Origin of the sequence: Caulobacter sp., from assembly GCF_965279145.1 — a bacterium.
In the GTDB taxonomy this organism is placed as follows: Bacteria; Pseudomonadota; Alphaproteobacteria; order Caulobacterales; family Caulobacteraceae; genus Caulobacter.
The window spans coordinates 2,510,791-2,528,417 of the sequence record NZ_OZ257139.1; the positions used below are offsets into that span (position 1 = coordinate 2,510,791).

Sequence of the window (17,627 nt, forward strand, 5' to 3'; positions counted from 1 at the left end):
TCGTTGGACCTTTGAAAAAGCCCCCGGGATCGCTCCCGGGGGCCTTGGTCTCTAGTGGTTGTGCCTGGGCAGCTTGGCGGCCAGGTCCTGGTACTTGACCGCGAATTCCAGCACCCCGCCGGTTTCCAGCTGGCCCGTGTGGGCGCGGTAGATCTCCTGCCAGGGGGTCATGGTCTCGGGGACGGCGGGAATGCCTTCCTTGCGGCGTTCGGCGATGGTCGCATCGTCCACCAGGGCGTCGCAGCGGCCGGTGTTGAGGTCGATGCGGATGGTGTCGCCGGTGCGCAGCCACGACAGCCCGCCGCCGATCGCGCTTTCGGGCGAGGCGTTGAGGATCGAGGGGCTGTCGGCGGTGCCCGACTGGCGGCCGTCCCCCAGGGTGGGCAGGCTCATGATGCCGCGCTTGAGCAGGGCGTCCGGCGGCTGCATGTTGACCACCTCGGCCGAGCCGGGCCAGCCGATCGGACCCGCGCCGCGGATCACCAGGATGCAGTGTTCGTCGATGTTCAGGTCCGGGTCGTTGATCCGGGCGTGATAGTCGCCGGAGCCGTCGAACACGATGGCGCGGGCCTCGAAGATGTCTTCCTGGCCGGGCTTGGACAGATAGCGAGCCCGGAAGTCGGCGCCGATCACGCTGGACTTCATGATCGCGAAATCGAACAGGTTGCCCTTCAGCACCAGGAAGCCGGCCTTTTCGGCCAGCGGCTGAGCGTAGGGGAAGATGACCTCGCGGTCCTTGGTCTCGCGACCCTCGAGGTTCTCCGCCATGGTCTTGCCGGTGACGGTCAGGACGTCGCCATGCAGGCGGCCGTTCTGCAGCAGCTCCCACAGCACTGCGGGAGCGCCGCCGGCCCGGTGGAAGCGCTCGCCCAGATACTTGCCCGCCGGCTGCATGTTGACGATCAGCGGGATGTCATAGGCCTTGCGCCAGTCGTCGGCGGTGACTTCCAGCCCGGCGTGGCGGGCCATGGCGGCGATGTGCGGCTGGGCGTTGGTGGAACCGCCGGCCGCCGCCACCAGGGCGATGGCGTTTTCGAACGCCTTCTGGGTCAGGATGTCCTTGGGCTTGATGTCTTCATAGGCCAGGTCGACGATCCGCTGGCCGGTGCGATAGGCCATCTGGCCGCGCTCGCGATAGGGGGCGGGGATGGCCGCGCAACCGGTCAGGGACAGGCCAAGGGCCTCGGCCACGGCGTTCATGGTCGAGGCCGTGCCCATGGTGTTGCAGTGGCCGGCCGAGGGGGCGCTGTCGGCGGCGCGCTGGATGAACTCGTCCTCGTTGATCTCGCCGGCCGCCAGCTTGCGACGCGAGCGCCAGATCACCGTGCCCGAGCCGACCAGTTCGCCATCGTGCCAGCCGTCCAGCATGGGACCGCCCGACAGGACGATGGCCGGGATGTTGACGGTGGTGGCGGCCATGATCCCGGCCGGCGTGGTCTTGTCGCAGCCGGTGGTCAGCACCACGGCGTCGATCGGATAGCCGTGCAGGGTCTCGACCAGACCCAGATACGACAGGTTCCGATCCAGCGCCGCCGTCGGACGACGGCAATTCTCGAAGATCGGATGGACCGGGAACTCCATCGGAATGCCGCCGGCGTCGCGGATGCCGTCCCGGACCCGGGTGACCAGGTCCAGGTGGATGCGGTTGCACGGCGAGATGTCGCTGCCGGTCTGGGCGATGCCGATGATCGGCTTGCCGCTGCGCAGTTCCTCGGGCGTGATCCCGTAGTTCATGAACCGCTCCAGATAGAGGGCGGTCATGTCGATGTGGTCGGGATTGTCGAACCAGTCGCGCGAGCGGAACCGGCGGGGCGTTCTATTCGGGGAGGTCAAGGCGCACCTCGTATTGGGGCTGTCCCGCCACATCGACGGGAACGGCGAACAGGCCGCCGGCCAGGGGATAGGCGGCGAGGATCTCGTCGCTCAGTCCCTTGCGGGCGGTGGTGAAATAGAGCGTCTTCAGGTCGGGCCCGCCGAAGCAGGGCTTGGTCACGTTGGGGGCGGGCAGTTCGATGCGGGCCACGGCCTCGCCGTCGGGCGAGAAGCGCACGGCGCCGAAACCGCCCCACAGGGCTGTCCAGACATAGCCTTCGGAATCGACCACGGAGCCGTCGGGCCAGGCGCCCTCGATGCCGATCTTCACGAAGACCCGCTTGTTCGACAGCATGCCGTCCGCATCCAGATCATAGGCCCAGATGGTCTTTTCCAGGGTGTCGGTGTGATAGAAGGTCTTGCCGTCCGGCGAGACGCAGGGACCGTTGGTGATGCAGATGTCCCTGTCCATGCGGGTCACCGCGCCGTCGGCGGTCAGCCGATAGAGCGCGCCGCTGGGGGCCTCTTCGCCATCGTGCATCGTGCCGAACCACAGGCGGCCTTCGGCGTCGACCGTCGCGTCGTTGGGCCGGTTGTCCAGGTCCGCCGGCTCAATGGTCATCATCGGCGTGAAGCCCAGCGCCGGATGGAAGCGGTGCAGCCCGCTCTTCAGGCCGGCGATGAAGCCGCCGCCCAGGGGGGCCAGGAAGGTCACCTGATCGGGCGCCGAAAAGCTCAGCTGTTCGCCATAGGCCGGGTCGAAGCGATGGACCTGACGGCCCTTGATGTCGACGAACCAGAGCGCGTCACGATGCCAGATCGGCCCTTCGCCGAGGGTGGCCTTGACGTCCCAGACGCAGGTGGAGGCGATGGTCATGCTAGAGAATCCTGCTCAACAACGGATGGCCGGTGATAACCTCCCGCGACCCGTCGGGCCAACTCCCCGGATCGGATCCGGGGAGCCGCGGAAGGTCGTTTCCGGTCCTACCGCCAGCCGGCGTCGATCCAGTATTCGTGGCCGGTGCAAAGCGCCGCGTCGTCCGAGGCCAGGAACAGCACCAGCGAAGCGATGTGGTCGGGGACCAAGCGACCCTTGAGGCATTGGGCCGCGACGATCTCGGCCTCGCCTTCCGGCGTGTACCACTTCTCCTGGCGCTTGGTCTTGACGTTGCCGGGCACCACGCAGGTGACGCGGATGTCGTCGGGACCCAGCTCCCGGGCCAGGGCGCGGGTCATGCCCTCGATGCCCGCCTTGGCGGTCTCATAGAGGACCAGGTCCTCCAGACCCAGGTGCCAGCTGATCGAGCCGAAATTGATGATCGCCCCGCCGCCGCGCTTGGCCATGCCCGGCGCGACCGCCTGGGCCGCGAACAGCATGTGGCGCAGATTGACGCCGATGCGGTTGTCCCAATAGGCGGGCGTGATGTCGGCCAGCTTGTGGCGGTCGTCATTGCCGGCGTTGTTGACCAGCACGTCGACGTCGCCGATCTCCGCCAGGACGGCCTTCAGGCTGTCGAGATCCATCAGGTCACAGTGCCTGTAGACCGGCGCGATGGCCGCGTTCGGCGACAGCTGGGCGACCAGGGCCTGGGAATCCCCGTCGACGATGTCGAGGAAGATCACCTCGGCGCCCTGGCGCACGAAGCCGGCGGTCAGGCCGGCGCCGATGCCGCTGCCGCCGCCGGTGATGACGACGCGCTTGCCCTTGAGGCTGGGATAGATGGCTGAGGACATGCGGTTTACGACCACGAATACGAGGTTTTGGTCTGGGTGAAGAACTCGACCGCCGCGAAGCCCTGTTCGCGGGCGCCGTAGCTGGAGCTCTTCGAGCCGCCGAACGGCACGTGATAGTCGACGCCGGCCGTGGCCAGATTGACCATCGTCATGCCGGCCTTGGCGTGGCGCTGGAAGTGGCGGGCATATTTCAGCGAGGTGGTGGCGATGCCGGCCGACAGGCCGAACTCGACGCCGTTGGCGACTTCCAGGGCTTCCTCATAGTCCTTGACCCGGATGGTCGAGGCGACGGGGCCGAAGACTTCCTCGTTGTTGATCCGCATGTCGCGGTCGGTGTCGGCGATCAGGGTCGGCTGCACGTACCAGCCTGGGTTTTCCAGCTTCAGGCGCTGGCCGCCGGTGACGATGCGGCCGCCTTCGCCGGTGGCGATGTCGATATACTTGTACGACGTCTCCATCTGGTCTTCGGAGACCGCCGGGCCGATCTGGGTGTTGCTGTCGAGGGCATCACCCACGCGCAGCGCGGCGATCTTCTCGGCCAGCAGGGCCACGAACCGGTCGTGGATGCCGTCGGTGACGATCAGGCGCGAGCTGGCGGTGCAGCGCTGGCCGGTGGCGAAGAACGAGCCGTCCAGGGCGATGGCGACCGCGCGTTCCAGGTCGGCGTCGTCCAGCACGATCAGCGGGTTCTTGCCGCCCATCTCAAGCTGCACGCGGGCCTGGCGGGCCACGGCGGCGGCGGCGACCTGGGCGCCGACGCCCTGCGAGCCGGTGAACGAGACGCCGTCGACGTCCTTGTGCTTGATCAGGGCGTCGCCCATCGCGCCGCGACCGAACAGCATGTTGAACACGCCGGCCGGAGCGCCGCATTCCTGCATGATGTCCGCCAGCACCGAGGCGGTGGCCGGGGTCGGGCCGGCCGGCTTGATCACCACGGTGTTGCCGAAGGCCAGGGCGGGAGCCGCCTTCCAGGCCGGGATGGCGATGGGGAAGTTCCAGGGGGTCACGAGGCCGAACACGCCGACCGCCTGGCGATAGGTCTGGATCTCGACGCCTGGACGGGTGCTTTCCAGGTTCTGGCCGTGGCGGCGCAGGGCCTCGCCGGCGAAATACTTGAAGATCCGGCCGGCGCGGACGGTCTCGCCGATGCCTTCCGGCAGGGTCTTGCCCTCTTCGCGGGCCAGCAGGCGGCCGATGTCGGCGCTACGGGCGATGATGGTCGAGCCGACCTTGTCCAGCAGGTCCGAGCGGACTTCCGGCGAGCTTTCCGACCAGGCGGGGAAGGCCTTCTTGGCGGCGCTGACAGCGGCGTCGACCTCCGCCGAGCCGCCGTTGGGCACCATGGCGACCACGTCGTTGATGTTGGACGGGTTCAGGCTTTGGGTCGGGGCGTCGGAGGCGACGCGTTCGCCGCCGATATAGTGGCGTAGGGTGTCGGTCATAGGCCGAGGTCCTCGAAAGACAAAAAGTTAGAGCAGGCCGCGGCCGGCCAGATTGCGGATCAGGGCCGAGATCCCGAACGTCCAGGGCTTGGCCTGGTCGCAGGTGGTCACCGCGTTCTCGAGGACGCCCAGCCTGGGCGTCGAGACGCGCACGCGGTCGCCGACCTTGTGGGTAAAGCCCTGGCCGGGGGTGTCGCGGTCCTGGATCGGGGCGAACATCGTGCCCAGGAACAGGGCGAAGCCGTCGGGATACTGGTGCTGCTTGCCGAACGCCTGTGCGGCCAGCACGGCCGGGTCGCGGCTGATCAGGCTCATGTTAGAATGACCGTCCAGCACGAAGTTGTCGCGACCGGTGATCTTCAACTCGACCTCGGCCGAGCGCACGTCGTCCAGCGAGAAGCCGTCGTCGAACAGCCGCACGAACGGGCCGATCGAGCAGCTGGCGTTGTTGTCCTTGGCCTTAGAGAGCAGCAGGGCCGAGCGGCCCTCGAAGTCGCGCAGGTTGACGTCATTGCCCAGCGCGGCGCCGCGGATGTTGCCCGACCCGTCGCACAGCAGCACGACTTCCGGCTCGGGGTTGTTCCAGTGGCTGTCAGAGCGGACGCCGACATGGTCGCCCCAGCCCATCGACGACAGGGTCGGGCCCTTGGTGAAGATCTCGGCGTCCGGGCCGATGGCGACTTCCAGATATTGCGACCACAGGCCGTCCTTGATCAGGGTCTGCTTCAGGCGCTCGGCGCCCTCCGAGCCCGGATCGACGCTGCGCAGGTCGCCGCCCATGCTCTGCGACAGCTGCTCGCGAATCTCCAGGGCGGCGGCGGCGTCGCCCCGGGCGCGTTCCTCGATCACCCGTTCCAGGGTCGAGACGGCGAAGGTGACGCCGGCGGCCTTCAGGCACTGCAGATCGACGGGAGCCAGCAGCTTGGCGGCGGCGTCGCCATGGGTGTCGGCCCACACCGGGCGCACGTCCAGGGCTTCCAGCGGGCCCTTGTCCTCGCCGCGCGGGATCACCGCGCCGGGAGCATAGGCGTTCATCAGGTCGGCGACGGTGGGGGCGATCTTCGACATGTCCTCGATGCGTCCGCCGCGCACCAGCACGGGGGTCGGACCATCGCCAAAATCGATGCGGCCCAGCAGGGTCGCGTCCTGCCAATCATCCGGAAGGAATTGCGTCACGCCCACGGCGTCGTCTCCCCGTCTCAAGCGTCTGGACCTCACCACACCCTAGGGGGGCCGCGCTTGTTCATGTCAGCGCACTTGTTAGCGCTAACATGTGGGGGCGGCAAGCGGGGTGTGGCGCTTTGTCAGACCAATCGCGCTCCATAAATCCGCTCATCCCCGCGCAGGCGGGGACCCAAGCGGCGGTAAGGGATTGGCTCGGTATCACTCCGGCCCGCCTGCTCGGCTTGGTTCCCCGCCTTCGCGGGGATGAGCGGTGTTTTCTACTTCGGCGCCGGCCCGCTCGAATCCCGCACGATCAGCGTGTGCGGATGCATCAGTTGCCGGGGCTCGCCGGTTCCATCGCGCTTGCGGCGGATTTCCTCCAGCACCAGGTCCACGGCCGCGCGGGCCATGGCGGCGATCGGCTGGTGCACGGTGGTCAGGGGGGGCCAGATGTTGGCGGCGATCGAGGTGTCGTCGAAGCCGACGATCGAGACGTCGCCCGGCACGTCCAGGCCCAGGCGGTGGGCCAGGCCCGCGGTGGCGGCGGCCATGTCGTCGTTGCAGGCGAAGATCGCGGTGGGGCGCAGGTCGCTGGCCAGCAGCCGCTCGGCGGCCTCGAGGCCGGAACGATAGGTGAAATAGCCCTGCTCGACCCGCACGTCCTCCATCGGAATGCCGGCGGCCTTCAGGGCGGTCATGAAACCGTCCAGACGCTGCTGGCTGACCGTCTGGTTGGGGTGGCCCTTGATGAAGCCGAACCGCTTGTGGCCCAGGGCCAGCAGGTGCTGGGTCAGCTCGTAGGCGGCCGCCTCGTTGTCGATGCGGATGGTGGCCATGTCGCTGCTGGCCGTGCCGGTCGCCACGCCGACGGCGGCGGCGCCGGCGGCCTTGACCTCGGCCAGGACCTGCGGCGACTCGCACAGCGGCGGCGGCAGGATCAGGCCGTCGACGCCGGTCTTCAGCAGTCGGGTCAGGGTGGCGCCCGCCAGTTCGGGCTCGGCGCACTTCTCGATCACCACCTGGGCGCCGGTGCGGCTGCTTTCGTCCAGGGCGCCGACCAGGAACTCTGACAGATAGCCCGTCGAGGGGTTGTCATAGAGCAGACCGATGCGGAACGGGGCCGAGCCGGCCAGGCTGCGGGCCGCCGGATTGGGCGCGTAGTTGAGGTCGGTGATGGCCTGCTCGACCAGCGCCCGCGTCTCTTCCTTGACGGTGGTCTCGCGGTTGATGACCCGCGAGACAGTCATGGGCGACACACCCGCGCGCGCCGCGACATCGCGGATCGTCGCGCTCTGGGTGGAGCGTCGCCTTTGGCGTTCCGTGGGCTCTCTCATGAATGGTCCTGTGCTTTGGCGCGGGAGACTAGACCGTTTCGGCGCGCCAGTGGAAGACGGAGGCGAAGAGGGACATTCCCGCTATGGGAGACGGATGGAGGAAACAGGCATGACACCCTTCGGCGCTCTCATTCTCACCGGCGGCGGTTCGCGCCGCATGGGTCGCGACAAGGCCGATCTGGACTGGGGCGGCGCCCGGGCGGTGGATCGCGTGGCGGACCTGGCCCGAGCGGTCGGCGCCCAGCCCGTCATGACGGTCGGAACGGATCTGGGTCTGCCTTGGGTCCCCGATCCGGAGCCGGGCGCGGGCCCCGTCGGCGGACTGCTGGCCGGCGTCGCGGCCTTGCGGGCCTTGGGCGTCGAACGGGCGCTGATCCTCGCCGTGGACGCGCCGACGCTGACGACCGAGGATCTGGCGCCGCTTTTGGCGGCCGAGGCGCCGGGGGCGGCCTATGAGGACCTGCCGCTGCCGATGGTCCTGATGGTGTCGGCCCTGCCTGACGGCGCCGAAGCGGGATGGCCGCTGCGGCGGCTGGTCGAGCGCGCCGGGCTTCTGGCGGTCGCGGTTCCGGCCGGGGCCGAGGCGCGGCTGCGAGGCGCCAATACGCCGGAGGAGCGGGCGCGGCTCATTCAAAACCCGTCTTCATCCCTTCGCGGGGATCACGCGGGCTGACTAGTAGACATCGCGCCGATAGCGCCCTTGGTCCGTCAGGCGCTCCAGCGCTTCGGCGCCCAGGGTCTCGACCAGCACCGCGTGCACCTCTCGAGACATCCCTTCCAGCGACCCGCAGACCATGAGGCTGGCCCCCGCCGCCACCCAGGCCCTCACGTCGTCGGCCGCCTCAAGCAGCCGATGTTGCACGTAGAGCCGCTCGGCCTGGTCGCGGGAAAAGACAAGATCCAGGCGTTCCAGAACGCCCGTTCCGAGCCAGCCGGAGAGTTCGTCGGCATGGAAGGCGTCATGGGCCGAGGTCCGTTCGCCAAACAGCAGCCAGTTTCGTCCTCGCCCCTTGGCGGCCCGGGCCTTGAGGTGGGCGCGCAGGCCGGCCAGGCCCGTGCCCGCGCCGATCAGGATCATCGGGGCGTGGCCGTCCGGCGCATGGAAACCGCGGTTGACCCGAACCCGGGCCTCGATCATCGCGCCCTCGGGGGCGAAGCGGCACAGCCAGCCCGAGCCTAGGCCGGGCTTGCCATCCGCGCGGGAGGCCAGGCGAACGATCAGCTCGACGCTGCCGTCGGCCGGCAGCGAGGCGATGGAATATTCGCGATGGGGCAGGGCGGTCAGCCGTTCCAGCAAAGCGTCGCCGGACAGGCCGACCAGGGTCTCGGGGTCGCGGGGCAGGCGGCGCGTTGAAAGCGCCTCGGCCATAGTGTCGGGCAAGCCGAGCCGCGCGATCAGCGCCGCGACCTCGGCCGGATCGTTGCGCGGGCCGATCTCGAGGATGTCTCCCGCCTGCCAGGTCACCGCGCGGTCGGTGGGTTCCAGGCGGATGTGCCAGGCCTCTCCGCCGGGGCTGCCGGGGTTGAGCAGGCGGCGTTGGGCCAGTTTCCAGTCGCCATAGGCGGGCAGGCTCCAGTCGGGCGCGTCGGTCTGGCCGGTCAGGCCGCCCAGATGCGCCTGCCAGTGACGCAGGGCGGCCTCGTCGCCGTCATCGACCTCGACGCGATCGAACAGCGACGCGGCCCCCCGCTGGGCCAGCCAGACGTCGAGGGCGCGGCCAAAGGCGCAGAAGTTGGCGTATTCTGTGTCGCCCAGGGCCAGCACGCCATAGCGCAGGGCCGACAGGTCGGGCGCGGCGCTCATCACGTCGCGGATGAAGGCGCGGGCCGTGTCGGGGGCGTCGCCTTCGCCCGTGGTGCTGACCACGAACAGGGCCCGGCCAGCGGCGGACAGGTCGGCGGCGGTGACGGTCGAAAGGTCGCGCAGGGTGACGGGGACGCCGCCGGCGGTCAGGGCCCTGGCGGTGGCGAGGGCCAGGTCCTCGGCCAGGCCGGTCTGGCTGGAAAAGGCGACCAGCACCGGTTCGCCGGCGCCGCTGGCCAGGGCGGCGGCCTGACGGCGTTCGGCCCGGCGGCGCAGACCCTGGCGAGCGGCGATCAAACCGCACAGGCCCAGCCACGCCAGGGCCACCGCGCCGGCGGCCAGATGGCGGCGGGTCTCTGGATCCAGGGTCGACAGGTCGATCATGCGTCGAGCATGGCCTGCAGGGCCGGCGACAGGCGCTCTTCCAGGTTTTTGCCCCTGCGGCTGACGATCAGGGCCGGCAGGTCGTGGGCGGCGGCGAAGGTCAGGGCGGTGTCCGGCCCCATCACCGTCAGGGCCGTGGCCCAGGCGTCGGCGTCGATGCAGGCGGGCGCCAGCACCGTGACGCTGACCACGCCATGGTCGCTGGGCGCGCCGGAGGCTGGATCCAGCGTGTGGGCGTAACGTTTGCCGTCATGGTCGAAGAAGCGCCGATAGTCGCCGGACGTGGCGACCGACAGGCCATGCAGGGCCACGACGGTGCGCAGGGCGTCATTGGCGGTCGGGGGGCGTTCCAGCTCCACCCACCACGGCTGGCCGTCCGGCTTGGCGCCGGTTCCCCGCAGTTCGCCGCCGACCTCCACGAGGTAGGATTTCACGCCGGCGCGTTCGAGCGCGGCGGCGGCCTGGTCGACCCCGAAGCCCTTGGCGATGCCGTTCAGGTCCAGGCGCAGACCGCCGGGCTGGAACAGGGCGTCGCCGTCCAGGACCAGGCGCTTCCACCCGCCGGCCTCGCGGGCGGCTTCGATGGCGGCGGACGAGGGCGGCTCGCCCGGGAACGGGCGGGGGCCAAAGCCCCAAAGGTCAGTCAGGGCGCCCAGGGTCGGATCGAAGGCGCCGTCCGTCGCCTCGGCGATGGCGATCGCGCGGCGCAGCACCGCGGCCATGCCTGCCGGCAGGGCCGTCCAGCCTGCCACCGGCGAGCGGTTGTAGCGCGACAGGTCCGACAGCGGCTCCCACGGGCTCATCTCCGCGACCACGGCGTCGAGGGCGCGCTGCACCATGGCGGTCAGGGCCGGGAGATCGGCGGCGGGCTGGGCTGTCAGTTTGACAGACCAGGTCGTGCCCATGGTCTTGCCCGTCAGGGCGTGGATCACGCCGCCCAGCGGGCGGGCGGGCGGATCGGTGAGGAGAGGGACCAGGACGCGGGTCATTTGACGCTCAACAAATCCTTGCCCTCTCGGCCGCTGCTGTGCGGCGGCCGGGAGGGCAAGCTATCAGGGCCGCTGCGCTTCGAGCGTGGCGGTGTAGCTGGCGCTGAAGCCGTTGCCGGCCAGCGCCGTGACGGGGGCGGGAGGCCCGCCGGCCGGAGCGCCGGGCGCGCCGCCAGGGCCGCCCATGCCCGGGCCACCCATGCCGGGTCCACCCGGACCGCGACCGCCGGTTTCGCCGCCGCGCGCGGTGGCGTTGATCCAGTACATGCCGGCTTCCGGCAGGGTCACCTTGAAGCCGCCGTCGGCGCCGGTCTTGACCTTGATCTCGCCCGGGGTGGCGCGCCAGCGGGCGCCGCCGGGGACGATGGTCACGTCCAGGTCGGCGGCGGGCTTGCCGTCCAGCACGAACTTGAAGGTCGCCGCCTCGGTGGCGACGATGTCGTTGGGATGGGTCACCGGAACCAGTTCCAGGCCCTTGCCAGTGGGCTTCAGCGACTCGGTTGTCGGCTTGTCGCGGGTGACGAAGGTCTCGTTGCGGTTTGATCCCTTGATCGTCTTCAGGTCGGTCGCGCCGGCCGGAACCTGCTTGGCGAAGTCGTCGGCGCTGCCGCGAAAGCGCTTGATCTCGCCGTTCTCGGTCCAGCTGGCCTGAACGCTGTTGCTGGCGCTGACGATCTTGTAGGTGCCCGGCTGGGTCAGCTGGACGTCGAAGGTCGAGCGGAACTGGCCGGTCGAGACGTTCTGCAGCTTCACGGTCGAGCCGTCCGGCGCGATGGCGACCACGCCGTCGACGCGCATCGGGCGATGGTCGGGATAGAACAGCTCATTGGAGATGGCGGCGTCGACCGTCACCCACGAACCATCACCCGACAGCACGGTGAACGAGGGCACCATCCAGCCGCGGTGGGCGCTGGCGGAAAGCGGCAGGGCCAGGGCGATACCGGCGGCCGCGACGGCCAGGAGACGGGTCTTCAGGGACATCGGTTTTCTCGCTTACTTGACGAAGACGGTGACGGCGCCGAGCTCGGCCGCGCCCTTGACGGTGACGGGCTTGCTCGGCTTGCCCCAGGCGAAGGGCACGCGGACGGCTTCATGGCCGCCGACTTCGCGGGCGGCTTCGACCACCAGATTGTATTGACCAGGCTTGAGGTCCTTCAGCGCGCCCTTGGCGCCGCTGAACACCAGCTTCTGCGGGCCGGGCGCGCGGGTGGCGCCGCTGATCCCGTCGGCGGGGAAGGTCATCTCGCGGCCGGCCTTGCGCCACCACTGGCGCATGTCCTTCAGCCACTTGGTGCCGTGGTCTTCCTTGGAGTCGGCGTCGTACCAGATCGCCAGGGTGCCGGCGGCGCTGGCGTCGGCGTTCTCGATCCAGATCGCGACATAAGGCTTGTGATACTCGGCGACCGACAGGCGCGGCACCTCGACGGTGACGTTGAGATCGGCGGCCAGGGCCGGGGCGGCGCTGATCGCGGCGCCGGCGAAGGTCAGGAAAGAGACGGAACGCTTCACGGATTTCACCTCAGAGGTGGACGAAAAGGATGACGAGGATGACCGGCGCGGCCAGACCGGCGGCCACCAGCGGCCAGGTCAGGGGGCGGGCGCGGGCGTGGAACTGCAGCAGGATCAGGCCGGTGATCGTGAAGATCACGCAGGCGGCGGCGAAGATGTCGATGAACCACGACCAGGCCTTGCCGGTGTTGCGGCCCTTGTGCAGGTCGTTGAGCAGGCTGATCGCGCCGCGCGTGGTCTTTTCGTGCTCGACGGCGCCGGTCTCGCGGTCGATCGACAGCCAGACGTCGCCGCCGGGACGGGCCAGGGCGACATAGACCTCCGCGTCGGACCATTCGCCCTCGCGGCCGGCGATGTCGGCGCCGACGGCCTTGTCCAGCCAGCGCTCCAGCTTCAGCGGCAGGGGGCGCTTGCCCTCGACCGGACCCTTGGCCAGATCGGCCAGCATCTCCGGCGGCAGGGTCGCCTTGCGGCTGACCACCACCGGCTTGGCCTCGATCTGGCCGGCATGGTTCAGGGTGATCCCGGTGATCGCGAACAGCAGCATGCCGATCAGCGACAGGGCCGCGCTGATCCAGTGCCACTGGTGCAACTGCTTTAGCCAGAAGGAACGGCGATGCGGGGCGGTCGACACGGGGGAGGGGAAACCTTGGGGCGGATACCGGGAATGAAGTGCGGCTCGTCCATACTTGAGAACGAATTGCAATTACAAGAGGCGAGATCGCATCGCCGTGTTGCTGAATGATTTCAGGTCCGCGGCCATCAGCCGGCGATGATCGGGCCGGGCTTCCGGGCAAGTCTGGCTTAGGCGACGTCGCAGGGGGGGGCAGGGGCGGCCAGAGCAGGGGGGACATGGGCGCTCTGGCCGACCGGCAGGTCGGTGGAACTGGCGGGTTCACCGGCAAGGAGGAGCTTCCGACTTTCGCCGGAGGGAGACAATCAAGGGGCGTCGCTTAAGGGTTTTCCCTATCCGCCGCGCCGCCGGCCCAAAAAGGAGGACTCCGGACTCTCGACAAGCCCCGTTTGAGGGACGAAACATGCGCCCTCTGATCCGCCGGGAGCACGCCGGCGGGCCGCATTGGGGTGTTTCGTGAAAGCGCTGTTCTTCTCCGTATCGGTTCTGACCCTGGCCTGCACGGCCGCCGTCGCCCAGCCTCTGCCGCAGCCGTCGGCCCCGACGCCGCCGATCCCGGCCGCCCGCGATATCCCCTATCCGGGCACGCTGAAGCTGTCGGTCGACGCCACCGATCTGCAGCGCAAGATCTTCGAGATCCGCGAGACCATCCCCGTCGCCAAGGCGGGCAAGTTCACGATCTACTATCCGCAGTGGGTTCCGGGCGGTCACTCGCCGCGCAATGACCTGGACAAGATGGCCGGCCTGGTGATCACCGCCAACGGCAAGCGCCTGGCCTGGACGCGCGACCTGGTCGAAGTGTTCGCCTTCCACGTCGACGTGCCGGCGGGCGTGAGCGAGCTGCAGCTCAGCTACCAGTTCCTGTCGCCGGTCGAGACCAAGGTCGGCCGCCAGGTGATGACGCCCGACATCGTCAATGTGCAGTGGCTGCAGATGGGCTTCTATCCCGCCGGCTATTTCACCCGCCAGATCCCGGTCGAGGCCAGCGTCACGCTGCCGGAAGGCTTCAAGTTCGCCACGGCGCTGGAAACCGCCAGCACCAACGGCCAGACCACCACCTTCAAGGTCACGCCCTTCGAGACCCTGGTCGACTCGCCGATGTTCGCCGGCCGCTATTTCAAGTCGGTCGACCTGGACCCCGAAGGCCCGGCTCGCGTGCGCCTGAACATGGTCGCCGACCGCCCCGAACAGCTGGACTTCAAGCCCGAGCAGATCCAGATCCACAAGGACCTGGTGCAGCAGGCCTACAAGCTCTACGGCAGCCACCACTACGACCACTATGACTTCCTGGTCGCCGTGTCGGACCAGCTGGGCGGCATCGGCCTGGAGCATCACCGCTCCAGCGAGAACAATGTCGGCCCCAAATACTTCCAGGACTGGGACAAGGGCGCGGTCGGCCGCGACCTGCTGGCCCACGAATACACCCACTCGTGGAACGGCAAGTTCCGCCGGGGGGCCGACCTCTGGACCCCCACCCTCAACACCCCGATGCGCGACAGCCTGATGTGGGTCTATGAGGGCCAGACCCAGTATTGGGGCAATGTGCTGGCCGCCCGCTCGGGCCTGCACAACAAGCAGCAGAGCCTGGACGCCCTGGCCATGACGGCGGCCCTCTATGATAACCGGCGCGGCCGCGACTGGCGCAACGTCGCCGACACCACCAACGACCCGATCATCGCCAACCGCAAGCCGCTGTCGTGGGTCAGCTACCAGCGCAGCGAGGACTACTATTCCGAAGGCCAGCTGGTGTGGCTCGACGCCGATACGCTGATCCGCGAGAAGACCGGCGGCAAGAAGTCGCTCGACGATTTCGCCAAGGCCTTCTTCGGTGTCGATAGCGGCTCGTTCACGCCCCACACCTACACCTTCGAGGACGTGGTCAAGACGCTGAACGACGTCACGCCCTATGACTGGAGCAGCTTCCTAAAGACCCGCATCGAGGGCCTGTCGGAGCGCGCGCCGCTGGATGGCCTGACCCGGGGCGGCTACAAGCTGGTCTATACGGACACGCCGACCGACTTCTTCAAGACGGCCGAGACCAAGGGCAAGATCGTCAACCTGTCCTATTCGCTGGGCTTCACGGTCGGCGCGGCCGGCCTGCTGACGGGCGTGCAGTGGGACGGCCCGGCCTTCAAGGCGGGCCTGACCCAGGGACAGACCATCGTGGCCGTCAATGGCGAGACCTATGACGCCGACAAGCTGAAGGACGCCGTCAAGGCGGCCGCAAAGCCCGAAGGTCAGCTGGTGGAGCTGCTGATCAAGGACGCCGAGCGCTACCGGATGGTCAAGATCGACTATCGCGGCGGCCTTCGCTATCCGCGCCTGGAGCGGATCGCCGGAACCCCGGCGCGCCTGGACGACATCATCACCGCCCGCAAATAGGCCCGCGCGGCGTCTTGTCGCGGGTCGGGGCCCGGCTTGCGACAAAATGCCGGCTGGCCCCGCCCCGAGCGGCGGGATTAGGGTTGGGAACGTTCAAAATTCCCTCATTGAACGCCCCTAAAGCGTAAGGGGGCCCGCTTGCCCAGGCGGGCCCTTTCTCTTTTGGGTTAATGGTTGAGTTTGACGTCTTTCAGGTTGTATTGATCTGTTTGCGTCCCTGGGGTGTTTTCGCGCGCATCGGCGAAAAGGGCGGCGCGCGGGGCGTATCGCATGGCTGGCGTTCTTCCGGTTCCGCTGGTCGCGATAGCGATCGCCCAGACCGTCGCCGCGTCTCAAGACACCCCGTCCAGTCAGGTCACGGATGTCGTTGTCACCGCCGAGCGTCCGGCGGTGGTCGAGCAGATCGATCGCACCATCCATGACGTCAAGGGCGACCCGCTGGCCCAGACCGCCACGGTTCTGGAACTTCTGGGTAAGCTGCCGTCAGTGACGGTCACGCCTGCCGGCAAGGTGTCGCTGCTCGGCTCGAACGTGAAGGTGCTGATCGACGGTCGGCCCGCTTTGAACGACCAGACCGTCAAGACGATGCTGGGCTCCGAGGTTGACCGTATCGAGGTGATGACCAACCCCTCCGCCCGCTACGGCGCCGATGGGGCGGGCGGGATTATCGACATCCGCACTCGCAAGCGCTTCAAACCTGGCCTGAGCGGCGCGGTCACCACAAACGCCGACACCGACGGCAATGGCCTGTTCAGGGTCGCGCCGACCTGGACCTTCGGCAAATGGACCGTGGGCGGATCGCTGGGCGTCAATCGCAACGTCGGGCGCTCGGAAAGCCATAAGGTCCGGCAAATCCTGGCCCCGTCCCAGTACGCCTCGACCTTGATCCAGGACACGCTGTCCAAGAGCAGCAACGACGGAACCGCCGCCAAGTTTCGGGCGTCCTACAAGCCGGATGATCGCCGGACCTGGACCCTGACCGCCGGGACCTACCGGATGCCCAATGAGACGATCAACGCCATAGACTCGGTGTCCAGCGTTCCGGCCGTCGGCGCGTATCGCCGGTTCAGCCTAACCCCCGGCGACTATAGCAACGCCACCGCCACTCTCAGCTATGAGCGGACAGGGCCGCGCGAGGGCGAAACCCTGGCCGTCGAGGCCAGCTATTACGGCTCGCTCTGGACCCAGTCCGAGGCCGTCGATGAGACCTACGCCAATCCGGCCTCGCCCTCGGGGCGCCTTCGCACGGGCTTGAACGACGACACGGCCGACACTTCGGCCAAGCTTGATTACCAACGGCCGTTCGCCGGAAAGCGGCTCCTGTCGCTGGGCGGGTCCTGGTCGCGATCCGAGCAGGTCGTCGACAAGTTCTCGCAAACCCTCGTCCAGGGCGTCAGGGTGACGCCGCAATATGCCTATCGCTTGGATGGGGCGACCGACACCGGCGCGGCCTATGTCACCTTCCAGTTCACGCTAGGGCCATGGACCCTATTGCCGGGCGCGCGCCTGGAGACCTGGCGCGCCGACCTGCGGTCCGGCGGCCAGCCCGTGGCGCGGCGCGACACCGGCGTGACCGAAAGCCTCCATGTGTCCCGGGACCTGCCCAGCGGCGTCAAGCTGAAGCTCAGCTACGCCGAGCGTCTGAGCCGCCCCAGCCTGGATGATCTGAACCCCTTTCTGGAATACGGAGACGCCGATGTGGCCTTTTCCGGCAATCCCGACCTGAAGCCGTCCGTCACCCATGCTTTCGAGGTTCATGCCGACAAGACGATCCTCAAGCAGGAGGTCGGGGTGACGCTGTACGACCGGGAAACCCGGCGCACATGGGACAATTTCACCCGCGTGACCGCCGCCGGAGTGAGCGTCTCGAACCAGATCAATACGGGTGACAGCGCAAATCGCGGCGCCGAGCTATCCTTGCGCGGCCCGCTGGGCGCGCGCTGGCGCTATTCGGCGACGGGCAATCTGTTCCAGAGCGAGCGGCAAGTGCTGGAAGATGGCCGCGCGATCACGGACTCCCGCGTCCGATACGCCGGCAATGTGCAGCTCGACTACAAGGCCGCCGCCGGCAAGGCCGGGCGGGCGCCGGAGCAGGTGCAACTGGCGCTGCGCTATGACAGTCCAGAGCGGTCTTTCCAGGGCGGCAGCTCCACGGTGGCCAATGTCGACCTGACGTGGCGCCATGCGCTGACACGACGTGTCTCGGGAGAGCTGACGGTGACCGACCTGTTCGACCAGTTTCGCTATGTCTCGCACCTGGACTCGCCGCAGCTGATCCAGGACCTCGAGTTTCGGGGCTCGGGGCGGCGGTTCAAGCTGTCCCTGACCTACAAGCTGGGGGCGAAGGGCTGAGGGTGTCGAGGCGTGCATCCGGCAATAATGAGACCGGTAACATTCACGCTTGAGTGGTCTGATAACCTCCCCCATAGTGCCGGCCAA

The 17,627-nt window shown here is 68.3% G+C and carries 14 protein-coding genes; 3 read left to right on the forward strand and 11 right to left on the reverse strand.

Annotation, left to right across the window (positions count from 1 at the left end; all coding sequences use genetic code 11):
* Window positions 1-51: 51 nt before the first annotated feature.
* From xylD to ACQY9P_RS11915, 6 genes are all read right to left on the reverse strand, one after another.
* Complete coding sequence (xylD, locus tag ACQY9P_RS11890; protein WP_428150089.1) at window positions 52-1,833, reverse strand: xylonate dehydratase XylD; 1,782 nt, start codon at window positions 1,831-1,833, stop codon at window positions 52-54.
* Window positions 1,817-2,689 (reverse strand): SMP-30/gluconolactonase/LRE family protein, encoded by an 873-nt coding sequence (locus ACQY9P_RS11895; RefSeq protein ID WP_421739052.1) that lies wholly within the window; start codon window positions 2,687-2,689, stop codon window positions 1,817-1,819. Before ACQY9P_RS11895 ends, xylD begins: the two co-directional genes overlap by 17 nt.
* A gap of 107 nt (window positions 2,690-2,796) precedes the next feature.
* Window positions 2,797-3,546, reverse strand: coding sequence for a D-xylose 1-dehydrogenase (xylB, locus tag ACQY9P_RS11900; protein WP_421739051.1), 750 nt, complete (start codon window positions 3,544-3,546; stop codon window positions 2,797-2,799).
* 5 nt (window positions 3,547-3,551) lie between these two features.
* Window positions 3,552-4,988: an aldehyde dehydrogenase family protein gene (locus ACQY9P_RS11905; protein WP_421739050.1), complete on the reverse strand. Its 1,437-nt coding sequence runs from the start codon at window positions 4,986-4,988 to the stop codon at window positions 3,552-3,554.
* Window positions 4,989-5,015: 27 nt separating this feature from the next.
* Window positions 5,016-6,170 carry a fumarylacetoacetate hydrolase family protein gene (locus ACQY9P_RS11910; protein ID WP_421739049.1) on the reverse strand — a complete coding sequence of 385 codons (1,155 nt, stop codon included), beginning with the start codon at window positions 6,168-6,170 and terminating at the stop codon, window positions 5,016-5,018.
* Window positions 6,171-6,430: 260 nt separating this feature from the next.
* Window positions 6,431-7,486, reverse strand: a complete 1,056-nt coding sequence (locus tag ACQY9P_RS11915) for a LacI family DNA-binding transcriptional regulator (RefSeq protein WP_421739048.1) — start codon at window positions 7,484-7,486, stop codon at window positions 6,431-6,433.
* Between the two features lie 109 nt (window positions 7,487-7,595).
* Between ACQY9P_RS11915 and mobA the strand changes: the two genes are divergently transcribed.
* A complete protein-coding gene (gene mobA / locus ACQY9P_RS11920) occupies window positions 7,596-8,159 on the forward strand; it encodes a molybdenum cofactor guanylyltransferase (RefSeq protein ID WP_421739047.1) in 564 nt (187 codons plus the stop codon).
* Here mobA and ACQY9P_RS11925 read toward each other — a convergent pair whose 3' ends face one another.
* From ACQY9P_RS11925 to ACQY9P_RS11945, 5 genes are all read right to left on the reverse strand, one after another.
* Window positions 8,160-9,674 (reverse strand): sulfite reductase subunit alpha, encoded by a 1,515-nt coding sequence (locus ACQY9P_RS11925; RefSeq protein WP_421739046.1) that lies wholly within the window; start codon window positions 9,672-9,674, stop codon window positions 8,160-8,162.
* Window positions 9,671-10,663, reverse strand: a complete 993-nt coding sequence (locus ACQY9P_RS11930; RefSeq protein ID WP_421739045.1) for an FAD:protein FMN transferase — start codon at window positions 10,661-10,663, stop codon at window positions 9,671-9,673. The genes ACQY9P_RS11925 and ACQY9P_RS11930 overlap by 4 nt, the downstream gene beginning before the upstream one ends.
* 63 nt (window positions 10,664-10,726) lie before the next feature.
* Window positions 10,727-11,644, reverse strand: coding sequence for a DUF4198 domain-containing protein (locus ACQY9P_RS11935; RefSeq protein ID WP_421739044.1), 918 nt, complete (start codon window positions 11,642-11,644; stop codon window positions 10,727-10,729).
* Window positions 11,645-11,656: 12 nt separating this feature from the next.
* Entirely contained in the window at window positions 11,657-12,172 is a 516-nt protein-coding gene (locus tag ACQY9P_RS11940; RefSeq protein WP_421739043.1) for a DUF2271 domain-containing protein, read from the reverse strand.
* 10 nt (window positions 12,173-12,182) lie between these two features.
* Window positions 12,183-12,806 carry a PepSY-associated TM helix domain-containing protein gene (locus ACQY9P_RS11945; protein ID WP_421739042.1) on the reverse strand — a complete coding sequence of 208 codons (624 nt, stop codon included), beginning with the start codon at window positions 12,804-12,806 and terminating at the stop codon, window positions 12,183-12,185.
* A 456-nt stretch (window positions 12,807-13,262) separates the two neighbouring features.
* On the opposite strand from ACQY9P_RS11945, the gene ACQY9P_RS11950 reads away from it, so the two are divergent.
* Window positions 13,263-15,188, forward strand: coding sequence for a M61 family metallopeptidase (locus tag ACQY9P_RS11950; protein ID WP_421739041.1), 1,926 nt, complete (start codon window positions 13,263-13,265; stop codon window positions 15,186-15,188).
* Between the two features lie 270 nt (window positions 15,189-15,458).
* The gene (locus ACQY9P_RS11955) at window positions 15,459-17,540 is read left to right on the forward strand and encodes a TonB-dependent receptor (RefSeq protein WP_421739040.1); all 2,082 of its coding nucleotides are present in this window, start codon (window positions 15,459-15,461) and stop codon (window positions 17,538-17,540) included.
* Window positions 17,541-17,627: the final 87 nt, after the last annotated feature.